This is a genomic window from Micromonospora sp. M42 (assembly GCF_000568915.1).
Lineage (GTDB): Bacteria > Actinomycetota > Actinomycetes > Mycobacteriales > Micromonosporaceae > Micromonospora > Micromonospora chalcea.
In genome coordinates this window covers 290286-312505 of record NZ_KK037233.1, presented here as the reverse complement: position 1 = coordinate 312505, position 22220 = coordinate 290286, and the positions used below count along the sequence as shown (strand labels likewise).

General features: G+C 73.3%; 16 protein-coding genes and 2 pseudogenes. 7 read left to right on the top strand and 11 right to left on the bottom strand.

Translation table 11 applies throughout. The features are described from left to right. Positions 1–94: 94 nt before the first annotated feature. The 6 genes from MCBG_RS01070 (at position 95) to MCBG_RS34625 (ending at position 5216) form a co-directional block, all read left to right on the top strand. On the top strand, positions 95–472 hold the full coding sequence (locus MCBG_RS01070) for a cupin domain-containing protein (protein WP_043323137.1): 378 nt from the start codon (positions 95–97) through the stop codon (positions 470–472). Beyond that, positions 465–1829, top strand: a complete 1365-nt coding sequence (locus MCBG_RS01065) for a class I tRNA ligase family protein (protein ID WP_043323134.1) — start codon at positions 465–467, stop codon at positions 1827–1829. The genes MCBG_RS01070 and MCBG_RS01065 overlap by 8 nt, the downstream gene beginning before the upstream one ends. Then, a complete protein-coding gene (locus MCBG_RS01060; protein ID WP_043329999.1) occupies positions 1822–2859 on the top strand; it encodes an NAD(P)/FAD-dependent oxidoreductase in 1038 nt (345 codons plus the stop codon). The genes MCBG_RS01065 and MCBG_RS01060 overlap by 8 nt, the downstream gene beginning before the upstream one ends. Positions 2860–2875: 16 nt before the next feature. After that, complete coding sequence (locus MCBG_RS01055) at positions 2876–4135, top strand: lysine N(6)-hydroxylase/L-ornithine N(5)-oxygenase family protein (RefSeq protein WP_043323130.1); 1260 nt, start codon at positions 2876–2878, stop codon at positions 4133–4135. Positions 4136–4140: 5 nt separating this feature from the next. Next, a complete protein-coding gene (locus MCBG_RS01050; protein ID WP_205796696.1) occupies positions 4141–4524 on the top strand; it encodes a hypothetical protein in 384 nt (127 codons plus the stop codon). Between the two features lie 212 nt (positions 4525–4736). Next, on the top strand, positions 4737–5216 hold the full coding sequence (locus MCBG_RS34625) for a LysE family translocator (protein ID WP_255358558.1): 480 nt from the start codon (positions 4737–4739) through the stop codon (positions 5214–5216). Positions 5217–5257: 41 nt separating this feature from the next. Here the strand turns inward: MCBG_RS34625 and MCBG_RS01040 are convergent, their stop codons facing one another. The 3 genes and pseudogenes from MCBG_RS01040 to MCBG_RS01030 form a co-directional block, all read right to left on the bottom strand. Further along, entirely contained in the window at positions 5258–6781 is a 1524-nt protein-coding gene (locus tag MCBG_RS01040; RefSeq protein WP_043323123.1) for a class I SAM-dependent methyltransferase, read from the bottom strand. A gap of 34 nt (positions 6782–6815) precedes the next feature. Further along, a pseudogene (locus MCBG_RS01035) lies at positions 6816–8596 on the bottom strand (ABC transporter ATP-binding protein). Beyond that, the gene (locus tag MCBG_RS01030; RefSeq protein WP_043323120.1) at positions 8593–10314 is read right to left on the bottom strand and encodes an ABC transporter ATP-binding protein; all 1722 of its coding nucleotides are present in this window, start codon (positions 10312–10314) and stop codon (positions 8593–8595) included. The pseudogene MCBG_RS01035 and the gene MCBG_RS01030 overlap by 4 nt, the downstream one beginning before the upstream one ends. 176 nt (positions 10315–10490) lie before the next feature. Here MCBG_RS01030 and MCBG_RS01025 point away from each other — a divergent pair. Then, a pseudogene (locus tag MCBG_RS01025) lies at positions 10491–12627 on the top strand (acyl-CoA dehydrogenase). On the opposite strand, the gene MCBG_RS01015 reads toward MCBG_RS01025, so the two are convergent. The 8 genes from MCBG_RS01015 to MCBG_RS00980 form a co-directional block, all read right to left on the bottom strand. Next, positions 12624–13655, bottom strand: coding sequence for a DUF1700 domain-containing protein (locus MCBG_RS01015; RefSeq protein ID WP_198033259.1), 1032 nt, complete (start codon positions 13653–13655; stop codon positions 12624–12626). The pseudogene MCBG_RS01025 and the gene MCBG_RS01015 overlap by 4 nt on opposite strands. After that, positions 13652–13990 (bottom strand): PadR family transcriptional regulator, encoded by a 339-nt coding sequence (locus tag MCBG_RS01010; RefSeq protein WP_043323114.1) that lies wholly within the window; start codon positions 13988–13990, stop codon positions 13652–13654. The genes MCBG_RS01015 and MCBG_RS01010 overlap by 4 nt, the downstream gene beginning before the upstream one ends. Positions 13991–14098: 108 nt before the next feature. Further along, the gene (locus tag MCBG_RS01005; protein WP_197494850.1) at positions 14099–15580 is read right to left on the bottom strand and encodes a vanadium-dependent haloperoxidase; all 1482 of its coding nucleotides are present in this window, start codon (positions 15578–15580) and stop codon (positions 14099–14101) included. 180 nt (positions 15581–15760) lie between these two features. Beyond that, on the bottom strand, positions 15761–16699 hold the full coding sequence (locus MCBG_RS01000; protein WP_043323111.1) for a ParB/RepB/Spo0J family partition protein: 939 nt from the start codon (positions 16697–16699) through the stop codon (positions 15761–15763). Between the two features lie 345 nt (positions 16700–17044). Further along, positions 17045–18286: a 3-deoxy-7-phosphoheptulonate synthase gene (locus MCBG_RS00995; RefSeq protein WP_043323108.1), complete on the bottom strand. Its 1242-nt coding sequence runs from the start codon at positions 18284–18286 to the stop codon at positions 17045–17047. A 78-nt stretch (positions 18287–18364) separates the two neighbouring features. Beyond that, positions 18365–19963, bottom strand: coding sequence for an FAD-dependent monooxygenase (locus MCBG_RS00990; protein WP_198033258.1), 1599 nt, complete (start codon positions 19961–19963; stop codon positions 18365–18367). A gap of 60 nt (positions 19964–20023) precedes the next feature. Beyond that, the gene (locus MCBG_RS00985; RefSeq protein ID WP_051610899.1) at positions 20024–21703 is read right to left on the bottom strand and encodes a solute symporter family protein; all 1680 of its coding nucleotides are present in this window, start codon (positions 21701–21703) and stop codon (positions 20024–20026) included. Continuing rightward, positions 21700–22035, bottom strand: coding sequence for a DUF485 domain-containing protein (locus MCBG_RS00980; RefSeq protein ID WP_043323102.1), 336 nt, complete (start codon positions 22033–22035; stop codon positions 21700–21702). The genes MCBG_RS00985 and MCBG_RS00980 overlap by 4 nt, the downstream gene beginning before the upstream one ends. Positions 22036–22220 lie beyond the last annotated feature (185 nt).

The window sequence follows — 22220 nt, the reverse complement described above, 5'->3', positions numbered from 1 at the left end:
TCTGCGTCGCAGAAGCACCACTTCCGGTCACTCTCCGCAAACCCAGATCCGTCCGGCGCGCCCGACGGGCATCGCGCCGACCAGGAGGACGAACATGCGAAGGTACGTCAGCGACACCGCCGAGCTCACCGACGAGTACGGCATCCAGATCGGCCGCTGGACCCAGTACCGCGATCTCGGCCCGTTGCCGTTCGACGCCATGTGGTGCGTGATCCCGCCCGGCGGCCGCAGCACCGAGGACGTCCACCCCGAGGTGGAGTTCGCCGTGGTGACCCGCGGGACCGCCATCTACGAGGCGGGCGGCGAGAAGGTCGAGGTGCCGACCGGCGGGGTGATCCTGCTCGAACCCGAGCAGCGCCACATCATCCACAACCCCTCCCCCGAACAGCCGCTGACCATCCTGAGCGTCTACTGGATGCCGCGCCCCGAGACCGGCCGGCCGGACGCGGGCGACGGGACCGGCCGTGGCTGACGATCCGGCCGGGCGGGGCGCGGTGCTCCTGGTCACCCCGCCGCCCACCCCGAACGGTCCGCTGCACCTCGGGCACCTCAGCGGCCCGTACGTCGCCGGGGACGTGGCGGCCCGCGCGCTGCGCGCCGCCGGCCGGCGGGTGGTGACCCAGTGCGGGCTGGACGCCCACCAGAACTACGTGCTCGCCCGGGCGGAGGCGAACGGCGAGACGCCGGCCGACACGGTCGCCCGCTACGGGTCGCTGATCCACGCCGCGTTGCGCGCCGCGCGGATCCGGTACGACGTGATGGCCGACCCACTGGCCGACGAGGCGTACCGCCAGGCGGTGGCCGGCCTGCTCACCGAACTGGTCGAGGCGAAGGTGGTCGAGGTCGCGCCGGTGTCGCTGCGCGCCTGCGCGGCCTGCCGGCGGACCCTGCACCACGTGCGGGTCGCGGGGCGCTGCCCGGCCTGCGGGGCCGGCGCGAACGGCGGCACCTGCGAGGGGTGCGGCGGCTTCTGCACCGCCGCGAACCTGGTCGACGCGCGGTCCACCTGCTGCGACGCGCCACCGGAGCCGGTCACCCACACGGTGCCGGTGCTGCGGCTGGACGAGCACCGGGAGCGGCTCACCGGGTTCTGGTCCGGGGCGGTGCTGCCGCCCCGGCTGCGCCGGCTCGTCGCGTCGTACCTGGACGGTGGGCTGCCGGAGGTGCCGCTGGCGTACCCGACGGACTGGGGCATCGAGTGGGACGACGGCCTGCGCATCGACGTCTGGGCCGAGATGGCCCTGGCGAACCTGCTGCTGCCCGCCCGCCACCTGCGGCCGGACGCGGACACCCTGGCCGGGTACCTCGACGCGTGGCGGGACGTGGACGAGCAGTGGATCTTCCTCGGGGTGGACAACGCCTTCTACTACGCGCTGCTCATCCCCGCCCTGCACCTGGCCGCCGGGCTGCCCGACCGGCCGGCCGGCCTGGTGGTGAACGAGTTCTACCGGCTCACCGGCGCGAAGTTCTCCACCAGCCGGGGGCACGCGATCTGGGCGCACGAGTTCCTCGCCGACGAGGACCCCGCAGTGGTGCGGGCGTTCCTGAGCTGGGACCGGCCGGACCGCTACGAGTCGGACTTCCGGCCCGAGGCGTACGAGGCGTTCAAGGCGCGCTACGCCGCCACGCTCGCCGGGGCCGTACCCGGTCTGGACGGTGTGCTCGCCGACGTCGAGCTGACCCGGGGTGAGCAGGCGCTGCGCCCGGCGCACTTCGACAGCGCCACCGTCGTCCGGGCGGCGCTGGCCGCGTACCCCGGTGACCCGGACCGGGCGGCCCGCCTGCTCGACGTCGTCGGCGGCGCGGAACCGGCGGCCTCCGGTGGGTGAGCCCCGCGTGCTCGTCGTCGGCGCGGGCCTCGCCGGTGTCCTGCTCGCCCGGCGGCTGCGGGACGCGGGCGCCGAGGCGGTGCTGGTCGGCCCGCACGGCGGCGGCCCGGCCGGCGGGCACGCCGACGCCACCGCCGCCTCCGGTGGCCTGGTACGCGCCTTCGAGCCCGATCCGGCCGCCCGGGCCCTGGCCACCGCGAGCCTCGCCGAACTGCGGGACGACCCGGCGCTCGCCGCGGCCGCCGGGTGGCGGGCCACCGGCTCGCTCTACCTGCTCGACGCCGTCGACGCCGGTGCGGCGGCCGGCGTGGCCGGGGCCGAGGTGCTGACCCGCGACGAGGTCTCCCGGCGGTTCGGCTTCGACCGGCTCCCGGACGGCACGGTGGGGGTCTGGGAACGCCGGGCCGGCCACCTCGACCCGGACCGGTTGCGCCGCAGCGTCCTGCGGGGCCTGGACCGGACCGAGACCACGCCGGTGGCCCGCCTCGGCGACGGCGCGGTCGACCTGCGCGACGGCCGCCGCCTCACCGGTGACCTGGTCGTGGTGGCGGCCGGAGCCTGGACGCCGGGCCTGCTGCGCGCCGCCGGGCTGCCGAGCACGCTGCGCACCAAGCACATCCAGTACGCCCACCACCGCACCGGCCGGGCCGACCTGCCGTGTTTCGTCGATGAGACGAGCGGCCTGTACGGGCGGCCCGCCGGTCCGGGGCGTGTCCTTCTCGGGCTGCCCAGCGACCGCTGGGACGTCGACCCGCCCGCGCCCGCGCCGGACTCCGGCCTGGCGGCTCGGGTGCGGGCGGTCGCCGCGCGGCGGCTGCCCGGCCTGGACCCGCGCCCGGACGGCCCGCCGGTCAGCGCCGTCGACTGCTACAGCGACCCGCCCGGCCTGGCCCTGCGCGCAGTGGCCGGCGCCGTGCACACCTTCACCGGCGGCAGCGGCGGCGCCGCCAAGACCGTCCTGGCCGCCAGCCGGCTCGCCGCCACCGCCCTGCTGAACTCCCGATCCGCGATCCGTGTCCCGCACGGCTAGACACAGAGGCAGACTGATGACGCAGACCTATCACACAGTGGGAATTGGCGCGGGGCCGGCGAACCTGAGCCTCGCCGCGATGTACGACGCGCTCGCGCCGCACGACATCGCGCTGTTCGAGGCGCGGGACCAGCCGGGCTGGCACGACGGGATGCTGCACAGCGGCGTGCGCATGCAGACCGGCTGGGTCAAGGACCTGGTCTCGCTCTACGACCCGACGCACCCGCTGTCGTTCCTCAACTACCTGGTCACCACCGGCCGGGTCTACGCCCTGCTGGGCGCCGGTTTCGACACCATCCCCCGGATCGAGTACCAGCAGTACCTGGTGTGGGCGGCGGAGCAGTTGCCGCGCATCACCTACGGCGCCCGCGTCGACCGGGTCGAGTTCGACGGCGCGATAGTCACCCGCAGCGGCGGCGTCGAGGTCGCCCGCTCCCAGCACCTGGTGCTCGGCAGCGGGACCGTCCCCTTCGTACCGGACTTCCTGGACGCCCTCGACCCCCGGCACCTGTTCGTCGCCGACGAGCTGAACCGGCGCCTGGCCGGCGTGCCCGACGAGCCGGACGTGCCGTGGGTCGTGATCGGCAGCGGCCAGACCAGCGCGGAGTGCGTCGCGGCGCTGCTCGCCCGCGGCTGCCGCGACATCAAGTGGATCGGCCGGCGGTCCTGGTTCGCGCCGCTGGAGGACTCCCCCTCGGCGAACGACCTGTACCGGCCCGCCTACCAGGAGGCGTTCCTCTCGCTGTCCCGGGACGTGCGGGAACGGCTGGTCTCCGGGCAGATCCTGACCAGCGACGGCATCTCCCCCGGCACGCTGCGCGGCGTCTACCAGCACAACTACGAGGAGCGGCTGCGGACCGGGCGGTTCCCGGTCACGATCATGCCGAGCCGTACCGTGACCGGCGCCCAGCAGCTCGACGGGGAGGTGGAGCTGGAGTGCCTCACCGCCGGCAGCGGCGAGGAACGGCACCGGGCGGTGAACGTGATCGTCGCGGCGGGCCGGCGGCTCGCCCCGCTCCCCTTCGATCCGGAGCTGTCCGCGCTGATCGACGTGGACGAGCGCGGCGAACCGGTGATCGAGTCGGACTACTCGATCCGGTGGAAGCACGCCGACGACCACAAGATCTTCGTGCTGAACCGGGGGCGGTACGTGCAGGGGCTCGTCGACTCCAACCTGAGCATTCTGCCGATCCGCAGCGCGATGATCCTGAACTCGATCGCCGGCCGCACGGTCTGCCGGTTCCGTGACGACTACGTGAGCACCCGGTGGGCGTGAGCGCGATGACGACATTCGACTACGACGGCCGCGTCTTCGTCTCCGTGGACCACGACGCCGGTGACGGCGCCGAGCCGCTGCGGGGGCACTACCACCAGCGCGGCGACCTGGTCTGGGCGGAGATCACCGGCGGCCCGGTCCGGCACGGCCGGCTCGCGGGAACCTGCGACGCCCAGGGCGTGGTGCGCTTCGCCTACCTGGAGGTGCTCACCGACGGCACCATAGTGGTCGGCGAGTGCGAGTCCCGGCCCGAGCGGCTGCCGGACGGCCGGATCCGGCTGCGGGAACAGTGGCGCCGGCACGGGCCACGCCAGGACAGCGGTGTCTCCGTCATCGAGGAGGCGGCGCCGGCGCTCGCCGCAGGACAGGAGAGCCGGCGTCGTGTCTGACATCCAGATCATCAGTTTCGTCGCCGCCAGCCTGCTCATCATCATCGTGCCGGGCGTCGACTTCGCGCTCGTCACCCGGCAGACCGTCAGGTACGGCCGGCGGGCCGGGTTCGTGGTGCTGGCCGGGCTGTTCGTCGCCGCGCTGGTGCACGCGTCGTTCGCCACCGCCGGCCTGTCCGCAGCTGCTGGTCTCCTCGCCGACGCTCTACACGGTGCTGCGCGTCGCCGGCGCGCTGTACCTGCTCTACCTGGGCGGCACGATCCTCTGGGCCACCCGGCCGCGCCGGACGGCCCCGGCGGCGCAGCCGGTCCCGGTCGGCGCGGGCGGCGCCGGGCCGGACCCGGAGACCGGCCCCGCGCCGGTGCCGGAGGCCCCGGCCGCCGACGAGCCCCACGTGGCCCGCCGCTCGTTCGTCATGGGCGTCACCAGCCAGCTGCTGAACGTCAAGGTGGTCGTCTTCTACGTCTCGTTCGTGCCGCAGTTCGTCAGGCCCGGCGACGGGGCGGCGGCCCGCACGGCGGTGCTGGCCGCCACGTTCATCGGTCTCGCCGTGCTCTGGTGGGCCTGCTACATCATGCTCATCGACAGGTTGCAGCCCTGGCTGACCCGGCCGTCAGTGCTGCTGGTGATCGAACGGCTGACCGGGCTCATCCTGATCGTCCTGGCGATCCGGATCGCGCTGAGCCGGTGAGCGGCGACGGCGCCCGCCGGCAGCGGCGGGCGCCGTCGGTCTCACTGGTTGCGGGGGCGGTGGGCGACGGTGAGGACGTGGGTGGTCGGCCAGTCCAGCGGCCGGCCGTCGAGGTCGGTGAGGGACGCGACCGGTGCGATCCGGTTGTCGATCACCCATTCGTTGCGCACCGGCGCCGACGCCGGGCCGATCTCGAACCCCGCCTCGGTGAGCAGCGCCGTCCAGTCGGCGAAACTCAGGCCGCAGAACTGCTCCTGCGTCTCCGACAGCCAGTTGTCCGTGTAGTCCTTGCGGGTCAGGTAGTCCATCGCCGCGCCCAGCGACAGGCGTACCGCGCCGTCCGGGAGCGGCTCGTGGTCGAAGCCGAACGCGAAGTCGACGGCGAACTGGTCCAGCCGCGCCCGCGTCGACAGCCCGCCGACGTAGCGCCGGACCTCCGCCGAGGTCAGCTCCGCGAGATCGCGGCGGGGCGCGGCCGGGTTGTCGCCGTCGTCGGCCGACAGCCGCAGCAGCACCTGCCGCCCGGGGTCGTCCGGACCGCACACGTCGCTGTTGATCCAGACGCCGCCGGGCACCGTGTGGTCGTGGATGCGGCGGGCGAACTGCAGCAGCGACTCCCGCTGCCGCCCGTACGACCAGATCTCATGGGTCAGCGCGAACGTGAGCGTGGTGTCGACCGAGCGGTCCTTGAACACCGCGCCGCCGAGGACGTTGCGGTGGAAGAAGTAGACATTGGCGTTGCGGAACACGCCCTGCGCCTTCTTGTGCAGGCACTCCTGGTAGAGGTGGCGGGCGACCTCCACGCCGATCAGGTCGCTCTCGCGCAGCGCGGCCTCCCGGTCGGCCAGCTCCAGGACCGCGCCCGCGCCGCAGCCGATGTCCACGATGCGGCCGGGCTGCACGTACCCGCGCACCGAGTCCCACTTGCGCTGCGCGGCAGTGGCGAACGCCTCCACGTAGGTGCGGTAGTCGCGGGTCACCGTGAGGCCGCCCTCGTCGCCGACGAGCGGGTCGTTCACCACCGATCGGATCGACTCGACCAGGCGGTAGCGCTCGAACACGTCGATGCTGGCCGGGTGGGTGAGCGCGCGCCAGGTCTCGTCCCCGGCGGCCAGGCGCAGCAGCACGTCCCACGGCCGTTCGGGCGGCTCGGGCAGGTCCGGGTCCGCCTCGACCGGCGCGATCCGGAAGCCGAGCCGCTCGTACAGTTTCGCGACCTCCGGCGTGGAGCAGGCCAGCAGCGTGTCGGCGGGGGTGAGTTCGAGCCCGGTGGCCACCGCGATGGATTTCAGCGTCACCTCGGCGAACGCGTCGGTGTACGCGGTGTCGAAGATCGGCACCACCACCGAGCGCAGCCCGCTCAGCACGCTGAACCGCTCGATCGCGGCTTCCCGCCGGTGGTATGGCACCGGGTTGCGTCTGGTGTTCTCGTGGTTGGCCGACGTCACCGCCCAGACCACTGTGGCCTCGTCCCCGGCCAGCCGGCACAGGTAGTCGGCCTGGAACCGGGTCAGCAGGTGGTGCCGCCCCGGGAAGAGCACGAAGCGGGCCGGCGCGTCGGTCATGTTCCCCTCACCTGGGTCGATGGGCGGTGCGCGGTCATACCGGGACGCTCCAGGAGCGCCACAGACGCCCGTACCGGCCGTCGGCGGCGAGCAGTTCCGAGTGCGTGCCCTGCTCCACGACCCGCCCGTGGTCGAGCAGGACGATCCGGTCGGCGGCGACCGCCTGGCTGAGCCGGTGCGCCACGATCAGCGTGGTCCGTCCCTCGGTGGCGGCCAGCGCCGCCCGGTCCAGGTCACGCGCTCCGGCGCTGCCGGCCTCGGCGGTCGCCTCGTCCAGCACGGCGACGGCGGGCGCGGCCAGCACCAGCCGGGCCAGGGCGACCTGCTGGGCCTGCGCGGCGGTGAGCCGGTGGCCGCCCTCGCCGACCGCCGTGGCCAGCCCGTCCGGCAGCGCGCGCAGCCAGGTGGTGGCGCCGACCCGGTCCAGCGCGTCGAGCAGTTCGGCGTCGGTGGCGTCCGGGGCGGCCAGGCGCAGGTCCTCGGCGAGCGGCCCGGCGAAGACGTGCACCTCTTGGCTGACCAGCGCGACGTCGCGCCGCACGGCGTGCTCGCCCCGCTCGGTCAGCGGCACGCCGCCCAGGCGTACCGACCCGTCGGTGGGCGCGATGATCCCGGCGGCGATGCCGGCGAGCGTGCTCTTGCCCGCGCCGCTGGCGCCCACGAGCGCGACCCGCTCACCCGGGGCCAGGCGCAGCTCGACGTCGGCCAGGACCAGGGGGCCGTCGTCGTCGTAGCGGTGCCGGCGGACCGTGACGTCCAGCGCCGGGCCGCGCCGCCGGCCGCCGACGGCGCGGACGGGGCGGTGTCGGGCAGCGTGGCCACGCCGACCAGCCGGGCGAGGCTCGCGCCGGCCTGCAGCACCGAGTCGGACTCCATCAGCAGCAGGCCGATCGGGTTGAACAGCCGGTGGAAGTAGAGCGCGGCGGTGGTCGCCGCGCCCACCGTGACCAGGTCGGCGCGGACCAGGAAGAACCCGGCGACGAGCACCGCGGCCAGGCCGAGGAACTCCGACCTGTTGATCCGCAGCCCGAAGCGGGTGTGCAGGTTGAAGATCTCCAGCGACAGGTCGCGCGCCACGCCGGAACGCTCGGCGATCGCCGCGACGTGCGCGTCCTCGGTCCGGTACGCGCGCACTGTCGCCGCGCCGCGCAGCGCGCCGGCCATGGCCTGTGTCCGCTCGCCGGTGGCGACGCGCTCACGGGCGTAGTACGGCGCGGACCGGCGCAGGTACCAGCGCAGCGCCAGCGCGTACGCGGGCGCTGCCACCAGCCCGGCGAGGCCGAGCCGCCAGTCGAGCGCGACCAGCCCGAACACGGTCAGCACCACGGACAGCAGCGCGCCGACGAACGCCGGACCGCTGACCGCGATCACGTTCGTCACCACCGCCACGTCGTCGCCGACCCGGGCCAGCAGGTCACCGGTGCCGGCCCGTTCCAGCGTCGCCGAGGGCAGGTGCAGCGCCCGGTCGAGCACCCGCTCGCGCAACCGGGCTAGCACGGTCTCGCCCAGGCGGGACGCGAGCGCGGCCCCGGCGGCGGTGAGCAGCCCGGTGAGCACTGCCGCGCCGGCGATCACCGCGACCCGGCCGGCGATCCGGGAGACCGGGGCATCGGCGATGACGTCGTCGACGAGGCGGCCGAGCACCCAGGGCGCGACCAGCCCGCCGGTGGCGGCGGCGACGAGCACGGCGGTCGCGGCGGCGCTGAGGCCGGGCCGCCGCCGGAACTCCGCGCCGAGCGTCGTCCAGGTCCGCCGGGCGGTCGCGGTGGGCAGCAACGCCCGGCCGGGTTCGGCGGTACGCGGGTCAGCGGTCACCGCAGTGTCTCCTCGCGGTAGCGGGCGTCGGTGGCCAGCAGGTGCTCGTGCGTCCCTTCGGCGGTCACCCGGCCGTCGGCGATCACCACCACCCGGTCGGTGATCCGCAGCAGGGCGGGGCTGCTGGTGACCAGCAGCGTGCCCCGGGGCGCGTCGCGGCGCGCACCGGCCAGTCCGTCGGCGAGTTGGGCCTCGGTGGCGGCGTCCACTGCGGTCGTGGGGTCGTGCAGCACGAGCACCGGCGGGTCGGCGTGCAACGCCCGCGCCAGCCCGAGCCGCTGGCGCTGGCCGCCGGAGAGGTTGGCGCCGCGCTCGACGAGCCGGTGGCCGAGGCCGCCGGGGTGCGCGTCCACCACGTCGTCCGCCGCGGCCGCCCGGACCGCGGCGCGCAGGCGTCCCTCGTCGGTGCTGCGGCCGGCGGCGAGGTTGGCGGCCACGGTTCCCTCGAACAGCGTCACGTCGTGCGGCTCGACCAGCACGGCGCCGCGCAGCGCGTCGATGTCCAGGTCGTCGGCGGGTACGCCGTCGACGCGTACCGCGCCCCGGCGCCGGTCCGCGGGCACCCGTCCGGACAGCAACGCGACCAGCGCGTCCGCGTCGGCCGGGTCGTACGCCAGCACGCCGACGATCTCCCCCGGGTCGACGTGCAGGCACACCCCGTCCAGCGCGGCGTGCCCGACGTGGTCGAGGACGAGCCGCGGCCCGTCCGTACGGTCCGGCCGGGACGCGGCGCCCGGCCGGGTCAGCGGCTCGGCGCCGAGCACGCGCGCGACCCGGGCCGCGGAGGCGCGGGCCATCGCGAACAACTGCACGCAGTAACCCAGCGTCTGCACCGGCTCGGCGACGAACTGCGCGAGCCCGACCACTGTCACCAGTTCACCGATGGTGAGCCGGCCACGCAGGGCGAGCCAGCCGGCGGCACCGGCGACAGCGGCGAGGAAGAGGCCGTTCGCGGCGGTGGTGAGCCCGAGGTGCAGGCCCTTGGTGTTGGCGGCGCGCAGCGTCACGGCGAGGGCGCGCCGGCTGGCGGCGGCGTACCGGCCGGCGGCGTGGTGCTGGGCGCCGATGCCGCGCAGCACACGCAGGCCGGAGACGAGGTCGACGGCGAGCGCCGTGGTCTCGGCGAGGGCCTCCTGCTGGGAGGCGCTGCGCCGGGACAGCAGCGGCGCCATCCGTTGCAGCGCCAGGACCAGCACCGGTACGCCGATGAGCACGCCGAGTCCGAGCGGGACGTCGATGACCAGCAGCGCGACGGCCGCGACGGTCAGCGCGCTCACCGCGGCGACGCCGAAGCCGGCCACCCGGACCACGTACGCGGAGAGTTCGGCGTCGGAGGCGGCGACCGAGAGCAGTTCGCCGTCGCGTAGGCCGGTGCGGTGCCCGCGCGGGTCGAGCGCGCGCTCGGCCAGTTCCACCCGTAGCAGGTGCGCCTCCCGCTCCACGGCCGCGAACGCCTGGCGGGCGCCGTTGCGGTAGGCGAACGCCAGCACGGTGAACAGGGCGGCGAGGCCGGCGACGGAGTACGCGAGCGCCCACGGGTCGCCGGTCACCACGGCCCGGTCGATGATGACGCCGATCGCCACCGGCACGAGCGCCTCGGTGACCTGGTGCAGCCCGAGCAGGGTCACGCCGATCAGCACCGGGCGGCGCTGGCGGCGCAGCGCCTGGCGGAGCACGTGCCGGGCGGTGACGGCGCTGCCGGGGGGAAGCGGGGACACGAGGGGATGCCTCCAGTGCTTGAAGTGAGGACAGCCTAACCTCAGCTTCGCGGGCAGCCGAACCGCCGGGGGGTGGCCGGGCTCACCACGCGCTCCGCCAGCGGCGCGCGATCACCGCCGGTAATGTTGATCAGGCCGAGAGTGTACGCAAATGTCCACTGCACCGAGGAGTGACAATGTTCGATCACGCAGCCGGCCGCATCGACATCGCACGCCTGCGGGAAACGCTTGACGGCCGGTGGGCCGACGTCCGCCGGGCGCACCGCGAACACCTCGACGAACGCTTCCTCCCGGTGTACGGCGAGACCGGTGACCAGGCTCGCGAGCGCATCACCCGGCTGCTGTCCGAACTCCCTGTCGAACTGGGCATCGCCTCGGGCTTCCCCGTCGAGTACGGCGGCCGCGGCGACGTGGGCGCCTCGATCGTCGCCACCGAGATGCTGGCCCAGGTGGACCTGTCACTGATGGTGAAGGCCGGCGTCCAGTGGGGCCTGTTCGGCGGCGCGGTCGCCGCGCTCGGCACGAAGCGGCACCACGACGCCTACCTGCCCGACATCGTCGCGGGCCGGCTCTTCGGCTGCTTCGCGATGACCGAGACCGGCCACGGCTCGGACGTGCAGCAACTGCGCACCACCTGCGTGTACGACCCGCAGACCCAGACCTTCGACCTGCACACGCCGCACGAGGCGGCGCGCAAGGACTACATCGGCAACGCGGCCCGGGACGGGCGGATGGCTGTGGTCTTCGCCCAGCTCGTCACCGGCGGGCGCCGGCACGGCGTGCACGCCTGGCTGGTGCCGATCCGCGACGAGCACGGCCGGCCGATGCCCGGCGTGACCATCGGCGACGCCGGACCCAAGGCCGGCCTGCTCGGCGTGGACAACGGGCGGCTCAGCTTCGACCACGTGCGGGTGCCGCGGGACATGCTGCTGGACCGGTACGCGCAGGTCGCCGAGGACGGCACGTACTCCAGCCCGATCGAGAACGACTCCCGGCGCTTCTTCACCATGCTGGGCACCCTGGTCCGGGGCCGGGTGAGCGTGGGCGGCGCGGCGTCGGCGGCCACCAAGTCGGCGCTGGCCATCGCGGTGCGCTACGGCGACATCCGCCGGCAGTTCAGCGACGCCGACGGCGACCGCGAGGTGCTGCTCAACGACTACCTGGCGCACCAGCGCAAGCTGCTGCCCGCGCTGGCCACCACGTACGCGCTGACCTTCGCCCAGGCGGAGCTGGTCGCGGCGCTGGACGAGATCCAGGGCGGCGACGGGCCGGTCGACGAACACCGGCAGCGGGAGCTGGAGTCCCGGGCCGCCGGGCTGAAGGCGGCGCAGACCTGGCACGCCACCCGCACCATCCAGATGTGCCGGGAGGCGTGTGGCGGCGCCGGCTACCTGTCCGAGAACCGCCTGCCCAGCCTCAAGGCCGACACCGATGTCTTCACCACGTTCGAGGGCGACAACACGGTGCTGCTGCAACTGGTCGCCAAGGGGTTGCTGACCGGTTACCGGGACGAGTTCGGCTCACTCGACGGCTGGGGACGCGCCTCCTTCGTCGCCGAGCAGGTACGCGAGATGGTGCTGGAGCGCACCGCCGCCCGGGCGCTGATCGCACGTCTGGTCAGCGCGGTGCCGGGCCGCGACGACGAGGTCGCGGTCACCGACCGGGGCTGGCAGCTCAAGCTCTTCGAGGACCGCGAGGAGCACCTGCTCGACAGCGCGGTGCGCCGCCTGCGCGGTGGCGCGTCGACCAAGAAGGACCGGCCCTTCGACATCTTCAACGACGTCCAGGACCACGTCCTCGCCGTCGCCGCCGCGCACATCGACCGGTGCGGATACGTTGATTCGATATTTCTATAGCCTAGCTAACTGTTGAGCGCAACTGCGCCGGAGCCGACAGGATGAAGACCTACAACTTGAAATTATCGGTGTTGTTTACATGTAAAGGTCCATTCGACTGAATTGGGGCGCGCGCGCCAGCCGCGTGCCGGACAAACTAGAGCTATCGTGATTGGAGTGACCTATATGTCAACCCGTGCTTCCGTGGGTCTGCGACCTGTACGCGCTCACCGTGATCGAGGCGAACAAGGGCTGGCTGCTGGAGCACGGCCGGCTCACCCCGGCCCGCTCGAAGACGATCACCAGCGTGGTGAACGGGCTGCTCAAGGAGCTGCGCCCGTACATGCGCACGCTCGTGGACGGGTTCGCCATCCCGGACGCCTGGCTGCACGCCGCGATCCTGCGCGAGGAGCCCGGACGCCAGGAGGCGATGGCCGCGCACGACACCGCCGCCGACCCGCAGGCCGTGCCGGCCTAGCCGGCCGGCGCCGCGGCCTCCGGGTCCGCCTCCGTGGCCGGGGCGGGTCGCGGCCGGGCCGGTGCGCCGGGCGCCCCGGCGGGGTCGCCGTCGACGGGCGGTGAGGTGGGGTCACCGTCGGCCGGCCGCGCCGCCGCGTACCCGGCGGCGCCGAGCGCCAGGTACAGCCCGCCGAACAGCCAGAAGGCGGCGAACAGGAAGCCGCGCTCGGCCATCGCGAGGATCATGACCAGCGCGCCGGCCAGCGCGGTCACCGCGTACCCGGCCCGGAATCCGTAGGCGCACAGCGCACCGGCCGCGACCGGCCCGGCGATCCACAGCGCCGCGCCCACCCAGCCGACACCGACCGAACCGCCGGCCGACGCGACCGCCACGAGCACGCCGGGCATCGCCACGATCCCACCGGCCAGGACGTGCCACCACCGTCCCCCGGCGCCTCGCCGCACGGCCCACGGCACGAGCGCCGCCGCCCACGCCACCAGCGCGAGCGGGAGGTAGTACAGGCCCGTCTCGCCGGCCGCGCAGGCGAACATGGTCAGCGCGATCGCGCCGGCGAGCCGCGACCCGGCGCGTACCCGGGCGGGCGCCACGAGCGGCGCGGCCGCGACGAGCGCCGGCAGCAGCGTGAGCAGCGCGATTCCCGGACCGAGCCGGCCGAGGACGCCCTGCTCGCCGGCGTCGGCCTGGATCGGCTCGACCGGCACTGTGGACGGCAGCAGGAAGCTCACGCACACGGCGATCAGCACGCCGACCGCCGACGCGACCAGGGACAGCGTCCGGCCGACCCGCTCCGGGCGGTCCTGGTCCGGTAGCCCCAGCTCCTCCCGCGCCTGCCGGGCCACGTCCGGCGCGGCACCCAGGCCGGCGAGGACCTCGTCGGCGCTCCGCCCGCTGTCGAGGGCGTCGGCGATGTGCGCGCGGACATCCGCGACGATCTCCTCCGCCGTGCCGGACGGGACGTCCGACAACTCCGCGTCCAGCGCCCGCAGGTAGGCCCACGCCGCCTCCGGGAGGCCGTCGTCGCTCATCCTTCCTCCCCCATCAACTCGTCCACGTGCGGCTGGATCTCCCGCCACACCGTCGCGAACACCCGCAGGTGCGCCCGCCCCTGGTCGGTGATCGCGTAGTACCGCCGGGCGTGCCCCTGCTCGGGGGCCACCCACCGGGTCTGCACGGTGCCGGCCTGCCGCATGCGGGCGAGCAGCGGATACAGGCTGCCCTCGCTGGCGGTCAGGCCACGCACGGCGAGCCAGTCGGCCAGTTCCAGGCCGTACATGTCGCGTCGCGAGAGCAGCGCGAGCACGCAGTACTCCAGCACGCCCTTGCGGATGTTCGTGGTGATCCGCTCACGTGCCCCGTCCATGCCTCGCAAGATACCTTGCTATGCAAGACATGTGGTGAGGGGGTCGGAACGCGCGCTGCCGGCCACGCCCGAGGGCATGGCCGGCAGCGCGGACCGGCACAGCGGGGATCAGCGCCCGTTCAGCTTGCGCTGGACGAAGTCGAAGGCACGGTCACCGAGCTGCGGCGCGTACTGGTCGACGGCCGCGACCGAGGCGGGGAAGTTCTCGCCGGCCCAGACCCGGCTCTGCCCGCACTCGGCGGCCCACTCCGAGTAGCTGTTCCAGGTCAGCATCATGTCGGCGGCCGGGGTCACGCCCGGCTCCACGATCGAGGAGCCCTTGCGCACCGGGATCACCACGGTCAGCTTGTCGGTGCCGGTGAACCGGCGCGCGACCTGGGCGTAGGCGACGCAGACCGCCGCGTTTACCGACGGGTACTCCGGAGCGGCGATGGCGACCGAGCTGAGGTAGCTGCGCCATTGGGTGCCGGTGATGTCGTTGACGGTGCCCCGGCCCGGGCCGCCCCACGCGGTCAGCTTCTTGTTCGGGTACAGGTGGCGGATCGCGCTGAACGGCTGCACCGAGTCGTACTTGCGCATGTAGTACCAGGAGGCGATCGCCACGTCGAACCCGGCGACGTCCGTCATCACGATGAACCGGACGGAGTCCTCGGTGTTGTACCGGCCCCGCAGCAGCGTGTGCGCGATGGCGCCGTACGGCGTGATGTTGTCGCTGAAGATCTCCGCGCTCATCTTCTTGCGGTCGTCCAGGCCGGCCGAGGCGCGCAGCACCTCGTCGGCCTGCTTGCGGTAGCCCTTCGGGTTCAGCAGGTGGTGGTTCGCCGGCGGGGTGAGCCGGAACTGCTCGGGCCGGTCGAAGGTGATCGGCTTGACCCGGCCGAACTGGGGCGTCGCGAACTCCTGCGTGTTGACGACCTCACGCTTGGAGATGGTGTTCGGCTGCCAGCGCGACGGGAAGCGCAGCTCGTACGGGCTGTTGACCGGCCGGTAGCCGGTGTGGTCGGCGTACGGCTCGCGGTTGTAGCGGCGGCCGCCCGCGTCGCCGTCCCGGTTCGTACCGTCGTTGCGGCGCGCCGCCATGGCGTTCTTCGCGGCGAGGATGCCGATGCCGCTGGCGGTGGTGCGGTCCTCCGCGGTGACCGCCGGGTCCAGGCCCGCGGTGGCCATCATCCGCTGCCAGGTCGCCTCGTGCTGCGGGTAGAGCTTGCTGAGCGAGGTGTAGGCCGAGTAGATGACGGCGATGTTCTTGTTGCGCGTCGTGTGCTCCTCGGCGGGACGGCGGCCGATGGTGGAGAAGATGCCGACCGCGGTGGGGTGGTACGCCGCCAGGGCGTCGAACCACGGCAGTTCGATGAGCATGGCCCGGTCCGCGGCCCAGGACCCGGGCCGGCCGCTGTACTCGACCCGCGGCTCGGTGTTGAGGGCCGGGTAGATGACGTCGGTCAGGGCGTTCCCGTGGTCGAGGTCGAAGGTCGCTGCCTGCGGGGCCGCCGACACACCGTTTGTCAGCGACACCACCAGGGCGATCGCCGCGGCGACGGCCGCGGCACCCCCGAGATGCCGTTTCCGCGGCCGCCTCAGAATCTTCACCGGGAATTCTCCTCTCCATTGGACCGCCGCACAAATGTGCTCACCGAAAATGAGGGCAGCGGATCGAAGGAACATTAACGCGCGTTATTCACGCCGGTCCACTACTCGATCGGGTAGTGGCGACGGCAGCGGAATTCGACGCGCTGTCGACAACCGCCGCAAATATGCGGACCGCCGTTTTCACGCCCGGTCCTCCAGTTCCTGGGCGAACGCCAGCCAGGCGGCGGCGCACGAGCGGGCCAGCTCGGCCACCGATGCGCGCCAGTACGGCGGCACGGCGTCGACGAACTCGCGCCAGGCGGCCGGGTCGACCACGTGCCCGTCGGCCCACCGGACGAAGGCCCGGCCCACCTCGGCGTACTTCACCGCGGGGTCGCGGATCAGGTTGCCGCGTACCGCCGGCCAGTCGACGGGCGGCGCCGGGGCCTGGCCCGGCCGGCGCCTGCGCGCCTCCGACCCGTCGTCGGCGGCCGGCTCGGGCTCGGCCGCCGGCCGCTGCGGGGTCAGGACCGGGTCCCGGCCCGCCTGCAGCCGGGCGCGCACGTCCCGCGCCGTGCCCACCGACACCCCGGCCTCCTTCGCGATGGCACGCAGGGGCGCGTCCGGCCGGAGCGCGATGACCGCGCTGGCCCGACGGCGGCCCGCCGAGCCGTCCAGCGGGCGGACCCGGCCGTCCCGTCCCACCCGGCTGCCCTCCCGCGCCGCCGGTTGCAGCAGGCGGCGCCGGATGCCGCTGACCGTGGTCGGGGACAGCCCGGCGGCGGCGGCGACGGCGCGGTCCGACCACTGCGGATACAACCGCAGGATGCGGGTGGCGGCGGCCTCCCGGTCGGCGCGGGACAGCGGCAGCCCGTGTTTGATGTTGGCGTCGACCGAGAGCAGGAACGCCGCGGCGTCGTCGCCGTCGAAGAACGTCACCCGTACGGTCTCGTCGCCGCGCAGCTTGGCGGCCCGCAGCCGGTGCATGCCGTCGATCACCCGCATCGTGCCGCGCTGCACGAGGATCGGGGGGAGGTCGTGCATCGCGGCCAGCAGCCGGATGTGCTCGACGTTCTCTCCCGCCAGCCGCGGGGAGTCGCCGGGCAGCAGCGCGGAAACCGGAACCGTCTCGCCAAGCACAGACCGATCCTCCGTAGCTGCGTCCGGCAGGGGAAATCTCTCGTCGTTGCCCTTCACTTCCAGCGTGTTTGAGTTGCCCCACATTGGAAACACTCGCTTCAGCCGAGACAGGATTCCGTGCGGATAAGATGAGGTGCGCGCGTCACCGATCGAAGGATTACACCTTCCCACACATCATTGCGATGGGATTCCTGCTGGGCAACACCACTGACGGTCCCGGCACGGGTAGTAGACACTACCCACGCAGGTAGTGGACGACGAACTGCGGCGCGGCTAGCCTGGCCGAATTTGCTCCGGCAGGTCTCCTTCTGTCAATTTTCCCGCAGTTCGAAAACGGTCGGCACCTCAGGGCCGCCTCGGCGCCGGGCCGACCGTCGCGGTGTCCTTGGCCCACGCTTCGATCAACTCGGTGGCCTGCCCCGGGTTGAGCCGGGGGTCGCACAGCGAGGTGTAGTGACGCGCCAGGTCGTCCTCGCCGGCCACGGACCCGCCGACGCACTCGGTCACGTCGGTGGCGGCGACCTCGACGTGCAGCCCGGCGGCGTGCTGCCGCTGCCGGTCGAGGATGTCGCGGAACCGCAGCGCCTCGGTGACCACGTCGGAGAGGTGCCGCGTCTTCAGGCCGACCGAGGCCTTGACGGTGTTGCCGTGCATGGGGTCGCTCAACCAGAGCACCGGGTGGCCCGCGTTCACCACCGCGCGGACGATCGGCGGCAGGGCCTCCCGGATCCGGTCCCGGCCCATCCGCGGGATCAGGACGAGACGGCCGGGCTCGCGCCGCGGGTCGAGCGCCTCGCACACCCGCAGGACCTCGTCCGGGTCGGCGTCCGGCCCGATCTTGCAGCCGACCGGGTTCGCCACAGTGGACAGCATGGCCACGTGCGCCTCGGCGGAGCGGCGGGTCCGCTCCCCCACCCACGGCAGGTGGGTCGACGCCAGGTAGCGCTCATCCGTGTCCGGGTCCCGGCGGATCAGCCGGGACTCGTAGTCGACAACGAGGGCCTCGTGGCTCGACCAGGGTCCCTCGGTCCGCGCGGCCCGCCCGGCCCCCTCCCGGTGGGCGCGCAGCACCCGCTGCACCCGGTCGCTCGCCTCGTACGCCCACCACATGCGGCGCGGGTCGGCCTTGCGCGTACCGGGCGCGGCCAGCTCGGAATTGATCATGTGGCCGCGGAAGGAGGGGATACTCAGCGCGTCGTGCCACTCCGTCGCCTGCGACCGGGGCTTGGCGAACTGCCCGGCCATCCGGCCCACCCGCAGCACGTTGCGCCCGGTGAGCTCACTGAGCCGGTCCCCCAGCCGGTCGATGACCTCGATCTTGTCCGAGGTGTGCCGGGGGGTGCACTCGTAGAGGCTCTCGGCGCAGTCGCCCAACTGCAGCAGGAGCCCGCCGGCCGACGCCAGCTCCGACAACGCCTGCCGGAGCCGCCGTACCTCCCCGGGCGGGACCAGCGGCGGGGCCGCCGCCAACGCCGCACAGGTCTGGGCGTACGCCGGGTGGTCCTGCCAGTCCGGTTGCTGGACCGCCGGCTTGCCCTCCCACGGCCCGAGTGGGCTGCGTTCCGCCGTTGAACCGGATTGCTGCATCTGTCCTCCAGTCGAGAGTCAGCCGGACCGCCGGTCGCGTGTGCGCGTGACCCGGCCGCCGGTGACGGCACGTCGCGCCTATCCGCCACCCCGTACGCGCTGGACCACGGCGTCGGGGTCCGGCGGCGCGGTGTTGCCCCGCCAGGCGACGTGGTGGTCCGGCCGCAGCAGGACGAGGTCGTGTTCCCACAGCTCGCGGGCCCGGGCGTCGGTCACCACGGTGTGGGTGACCGGCAGGCCCCGCGCGGCCGCCGCCGCCAGCAGCGAATCGGCGGCGCCGTCGCCGGTGAAGTCCACGAGGGTGAACGAGGCCGGGTCGAACCGGTCGAAGATCTGCTGCCCGCCACTGAGCAGGAGGCTGGGCGGGCGGGCGCCGGGCCAGGTCGTCGGGGTGTACGCCCGCGGGTCGTCCGGGGGTTCGGCCGGGCCCTCCGGCCGGAGCACCGGCGAGCCGGCATAGCGGTAGCCCAGCTCGATGCCCCGGTACTCGTTCTCGCCCCGCTCGGCGTCGAGGAAGGCCGCGACGGACGGCAGCGGGGCGCCGTCGCGCAGCAGTTCCCCCGCCCGCAGGTGCACGCCCAGGTGCCGGTGCGAGGTGTGCATGTTGCGCCGCCCCACCGGGCGGCGTTCGGCGTCGTAGCTGTCGAGCAGCGCGGGACCGCCGAAGCCCCGGACGACAGCGGCGAGCTTCCAGGCCACGTCGACGGCGTCACCGATGCCGGTGTTCATGCCGTACGCGCCGGTGGGGAACATCCGGTGCGCCGAGTCCCCGGCGAGGAGCACCCGGCCGGCGCGGTACCGGTCGGCGAGCATGAAGCCGGGACGCCAGCGCGAGGTGAGCAGCACCTTGTCGATCCGCAGCTCGGTGCGGATCGTGTCGAGCAGGAACGCCTCCGGGTCGGCCGGCGGCTCGTCGAACTCGTTCGGGTCGATCCCGTTGACGTGCGCGGTCCAGGTGTCCACCTCGTCCTGCGCGATGATCACGTACCGGAACGCGAAGTAGTGCCAGAACCGGCCGTGCCGGTGCAGGCTGTCCAGGTCCCGGCTGGTGAAGTGCACCATGAACGCGCCCGGCAGGCCGGGCACGTCGAAGCCCTCCTCGCCGATGCCCACGGCCCGGCGGACCCGGCTCGACGCGCCGTCGCACCCGACGACGTACCGCGACCGCAGCCGGACCTCGCCGCCGGTGTCGTCGGCCAGCACGCTGGTGACAGCCGCGTCGTCCTGGGTCAGCGAGTCGAACCGTACGCCGAGGCGCAGGTCGACGAGCGGTTCCCGCCGGCAGCGCGCCCGCAGGACCGGCTCCAGGTCGATCTGGGAGATCCGCTGGCCCGGCTCGGCCGGCTGGGTGCCGTCGTTGTGCTCGGCGATGCGGCGCCACTCCTGCGTCACCGAGGGCAGGCCCCACCTGGTGATCGGCTCACCGGCGAGGCCGGTCGACCAGATCACGTCGGACCGGTGCTCGGGCGCGACCCCGGCGGCACGCACGTCGTCGGCGAGGCCGAACTGCCGGAAGAACTCCATGCTGCGGGCGTTGACGTAGTCCAGCTTGGGATGGACGGACGTCTCGAAGCCCTGGTCGACGAGGACGCAGGCGACGCCGTGACGGGCGAGCGCCAGCGCGGTGACCATGCCGACCGGGCCCGCGCCCACGACCAGAACCGGTACCGGATCCACAGTTGCCTCCCGAGGGGGTATGGGGCGGCGGAGGGGGCCGCCCCACACCGTGGCGGATGGTCAGCTCACCGGGCTGGGCGCCCGGTCCTGGCGGCCGTCGCGGTCCTCGTCGTCGACGGCGGCCGGCCGCGCCGGTCCCGTGGCCACCGCGCCGGTGAGGGACCGGACCTGCATCTCGGCGAAGGCGGCGTCGTCGCGCTCCCGGCTGGTGAGCGAGCCGAGGTAGCCGAGCAGGAAGCCGACCGGCACCGTGATCAGCGCGGGCTCGACGTCCACGAACTTGAAGTTGCGGTCCGGGAAGATGGCGTCCGGCTCGCCCGAGACGCCGTTGGAGAACAGCACCAGGAACGCGGTGAGCGCGAGGCCGCCGTAGACCGTCCACTGCAGGCCGCGGGTGTTGAATCGGCGCCAGAACAGCGCGTAGACGACGATCGGCAGGACCACCGCGCCGGCCACGTCGATCGAGGTCGGGATGAAGATGTGGGTCCGTACCGGCAGCATCGCGACCGCCAGCAGGACGGAGCCGACGCCGATGATCAGGGTGTTGCGCTTGATGTCCTTCAGCTCGGCGGCCGGGTCCAGCCGGCGGCCCCGCAGCACGTTCAGGTCCTTCGTCACCGTCGTCACCGCGCTGTGCAGCAGCGGCGCGAAGACCCCGACGATCGTCAGGACCGCGACGCCGGCGAGGGAGCCGACCATCACCGGCCCGCCCAGCTCGTCGGCGAGCTTGGGGAAGCTGATGTCGCGGTGGGCCTTGATGACGCCGATGTTGTCCCGGCCGAGGATCGCGACCGCGCCCAGCCCGACCACGGACAGGCACAGGTAGAACCCGACGATGATCATCGACGCCCACCCGGTCGACCGGCGCGCGTCCCGCCCGCTGGTCACCGCGAAGTTGCGCATGAACAGGAACGGGATCGCCGCCACCCCGACCGCGATGGCGAACAGCTTCGACAGGTGCACGAGCGTGGTCGCGCCCTCGCCGAACAGCCGGCCCGGGCCGAGCAGGTCGCTGCCGCTGGGCACCGGCGCCGCGTTGGCCTCGGCCCGCTCCAGCAGGCTGAACAGGTTCAGGTCGAAGCGGGCCAGCACCCAGGCGGTCAGCACGCCCACCACGACCACCGACAGCACCAGCTTGAACACCAGGATGCGGGTGACCCCGAGCATCCCGCCGAGGTACACGTACCCGACGGTGACCAGGCCGACCACGAAGACCGGGAGGACCAGGCCGACGAGCGCGTCGACGCCGAACCAGCGGTTGAAGATGAACGCGATGGCGGCCATCATGATCACGGTCAGCATGACGTACGTCAGCAGTGTGAGCACCGCCGAGGCCATCCGCGCCGGCCGTTCCCGGACGCGCACCGCGAGCAGGTCGCCGAGCGTGTAGCCGCCGACGTTGCGCACCGGCCCGGCGAAGAGGAACAGCGCGAGCATGGTGCCCATCGTGAAGGCGGTCATCAGCAGGATGGCGTCGTAGCCGCTGAGCGCGATGTGGCCGGTGATGATGTACATCGTCGAGTACATCAGCGGCGCGGACGCCACCGCCAGCGCGTTCTGCACCGGCCCGATCCGCCGGTCGGCCAGCAGGAAGCCGTCCGCGGTGGTGGTGCTGGCGCGCGCCGAGCGGACCAGGTAGAGCACCGCGAGCGCGAGGACGACGGTGACCGGGACGGCGATCGCGGGCGTCGCCCACGTGTTGTCGACCGGGGGTGGCGGGTCTGCGAGGACGACGCTCATCGGGACGCTCCTTCCAGGTCGGCGCGGATCTTCTCGCTGAGCGGGTCGAGCCGCGTGCGGGCGTAGCGCAGGTAGAAGGCGGCGAGCGTCACCACGAAGGTGAACGACAGGAAGACGAAGAGCAGGCCCACGTTGACCGGGCCGGCCACCTTCTCCCGGAAGAAGTCCGGAGCGTAGGTGGCGAGCAGGCTGCCGAGGAACCACCACCCGAAGAAGGCGACGCTGGCCCAGAGCGTGACCGTGCTCGATCGTCGCCGTAGTTCCCTGAACTCTGCGCTGTGATGGACGGCGAGGTAACGACCGCCGTCCGGTGCCGGAGCTGCCGTGTCCATTGCTCTCTCCCCCTGGTGAGAACGTCGCAGACGATGCGGAGATGGCGTGCGGCGTCAGTCTCGGCGACCGCTCACGCTGCGGCATGGCTTAATCACGGGATTTCCGGGAGGCTGCCGGCGCATTGGCGTGCCCGGCCCGGCCGAACCGCGTGAACGGGTGATGCCCGCGCCCGGCCGGCGTCCGA

Excerpts from the sequence above, each read along its gene's own strand:
- MCBG_RS01010 (WP_043323114.1), bottom strand. The coding sequence starts at position 13,990 with ATGGACGGGGCACGTGAGCGGATCACCACGAACATCCGCAAGGGCGTG.
- MCBG_RS01050 (WP_205796696.1), top strand. The coding sequence starts at position 4,141 with ATGACGACATTCGACTACGACGGCCGCGTCTTCGTCTCCGTGGACCAC.
- MCBG_RS01055 (WP_043323130.1), top strand. The coding sequence starts at position 2,876 with ATGACGCAGACCTATCACACAGTGGGAATTGGCGCGGGGCCGGCGAAC.
- MCBG_RS00985 (WP_051610899.1), bottom strand. The coding sequence starts at position 21,703 with ATGAGCGTCGTCCTCGCAGACCCGCCACCCCCGGTCGACAACACGTGG.
- MCBG_RS00995 (WP_043323108.1), bottom strand. The coding sequence starts at position 18,286 with ATGCAGCAATCCGGTTCAACGGCGGAACGCAGCCCACTCGGGCCGTGG.
- MCBG_RS01040 (WP_043323123.1), bottom strand. The coding sequence starts at position 6,781 with ATGACCGACGCGCCGGCCCGCTTCGTGCTCTTCCCGGGGCGGCACCAC.
- MCBG_RS01015 (WP_198033259.1), bottom strand. The coding sequence starts at position 13,655 with ATGAGCGACGACGGCCTCCCGGAGGCGGCGTGGGCCTACCTGCGGGCG.
- MCBG_RS00980 (WP_043323102.1), bottom strand. The coding sequence starts at position 22,035 with ATGGACACGGCAGCTCCGGCACCGGACGGCGGTCGTTACCTCGCCGTC.
- MCBG_RS01070 (WP_043323137.1), top strand. The coding sequence starts at position 95 with ATGCGAAGGTACGTCAGCGACACCGCCGAGCTCACCGACGAGTACGGC.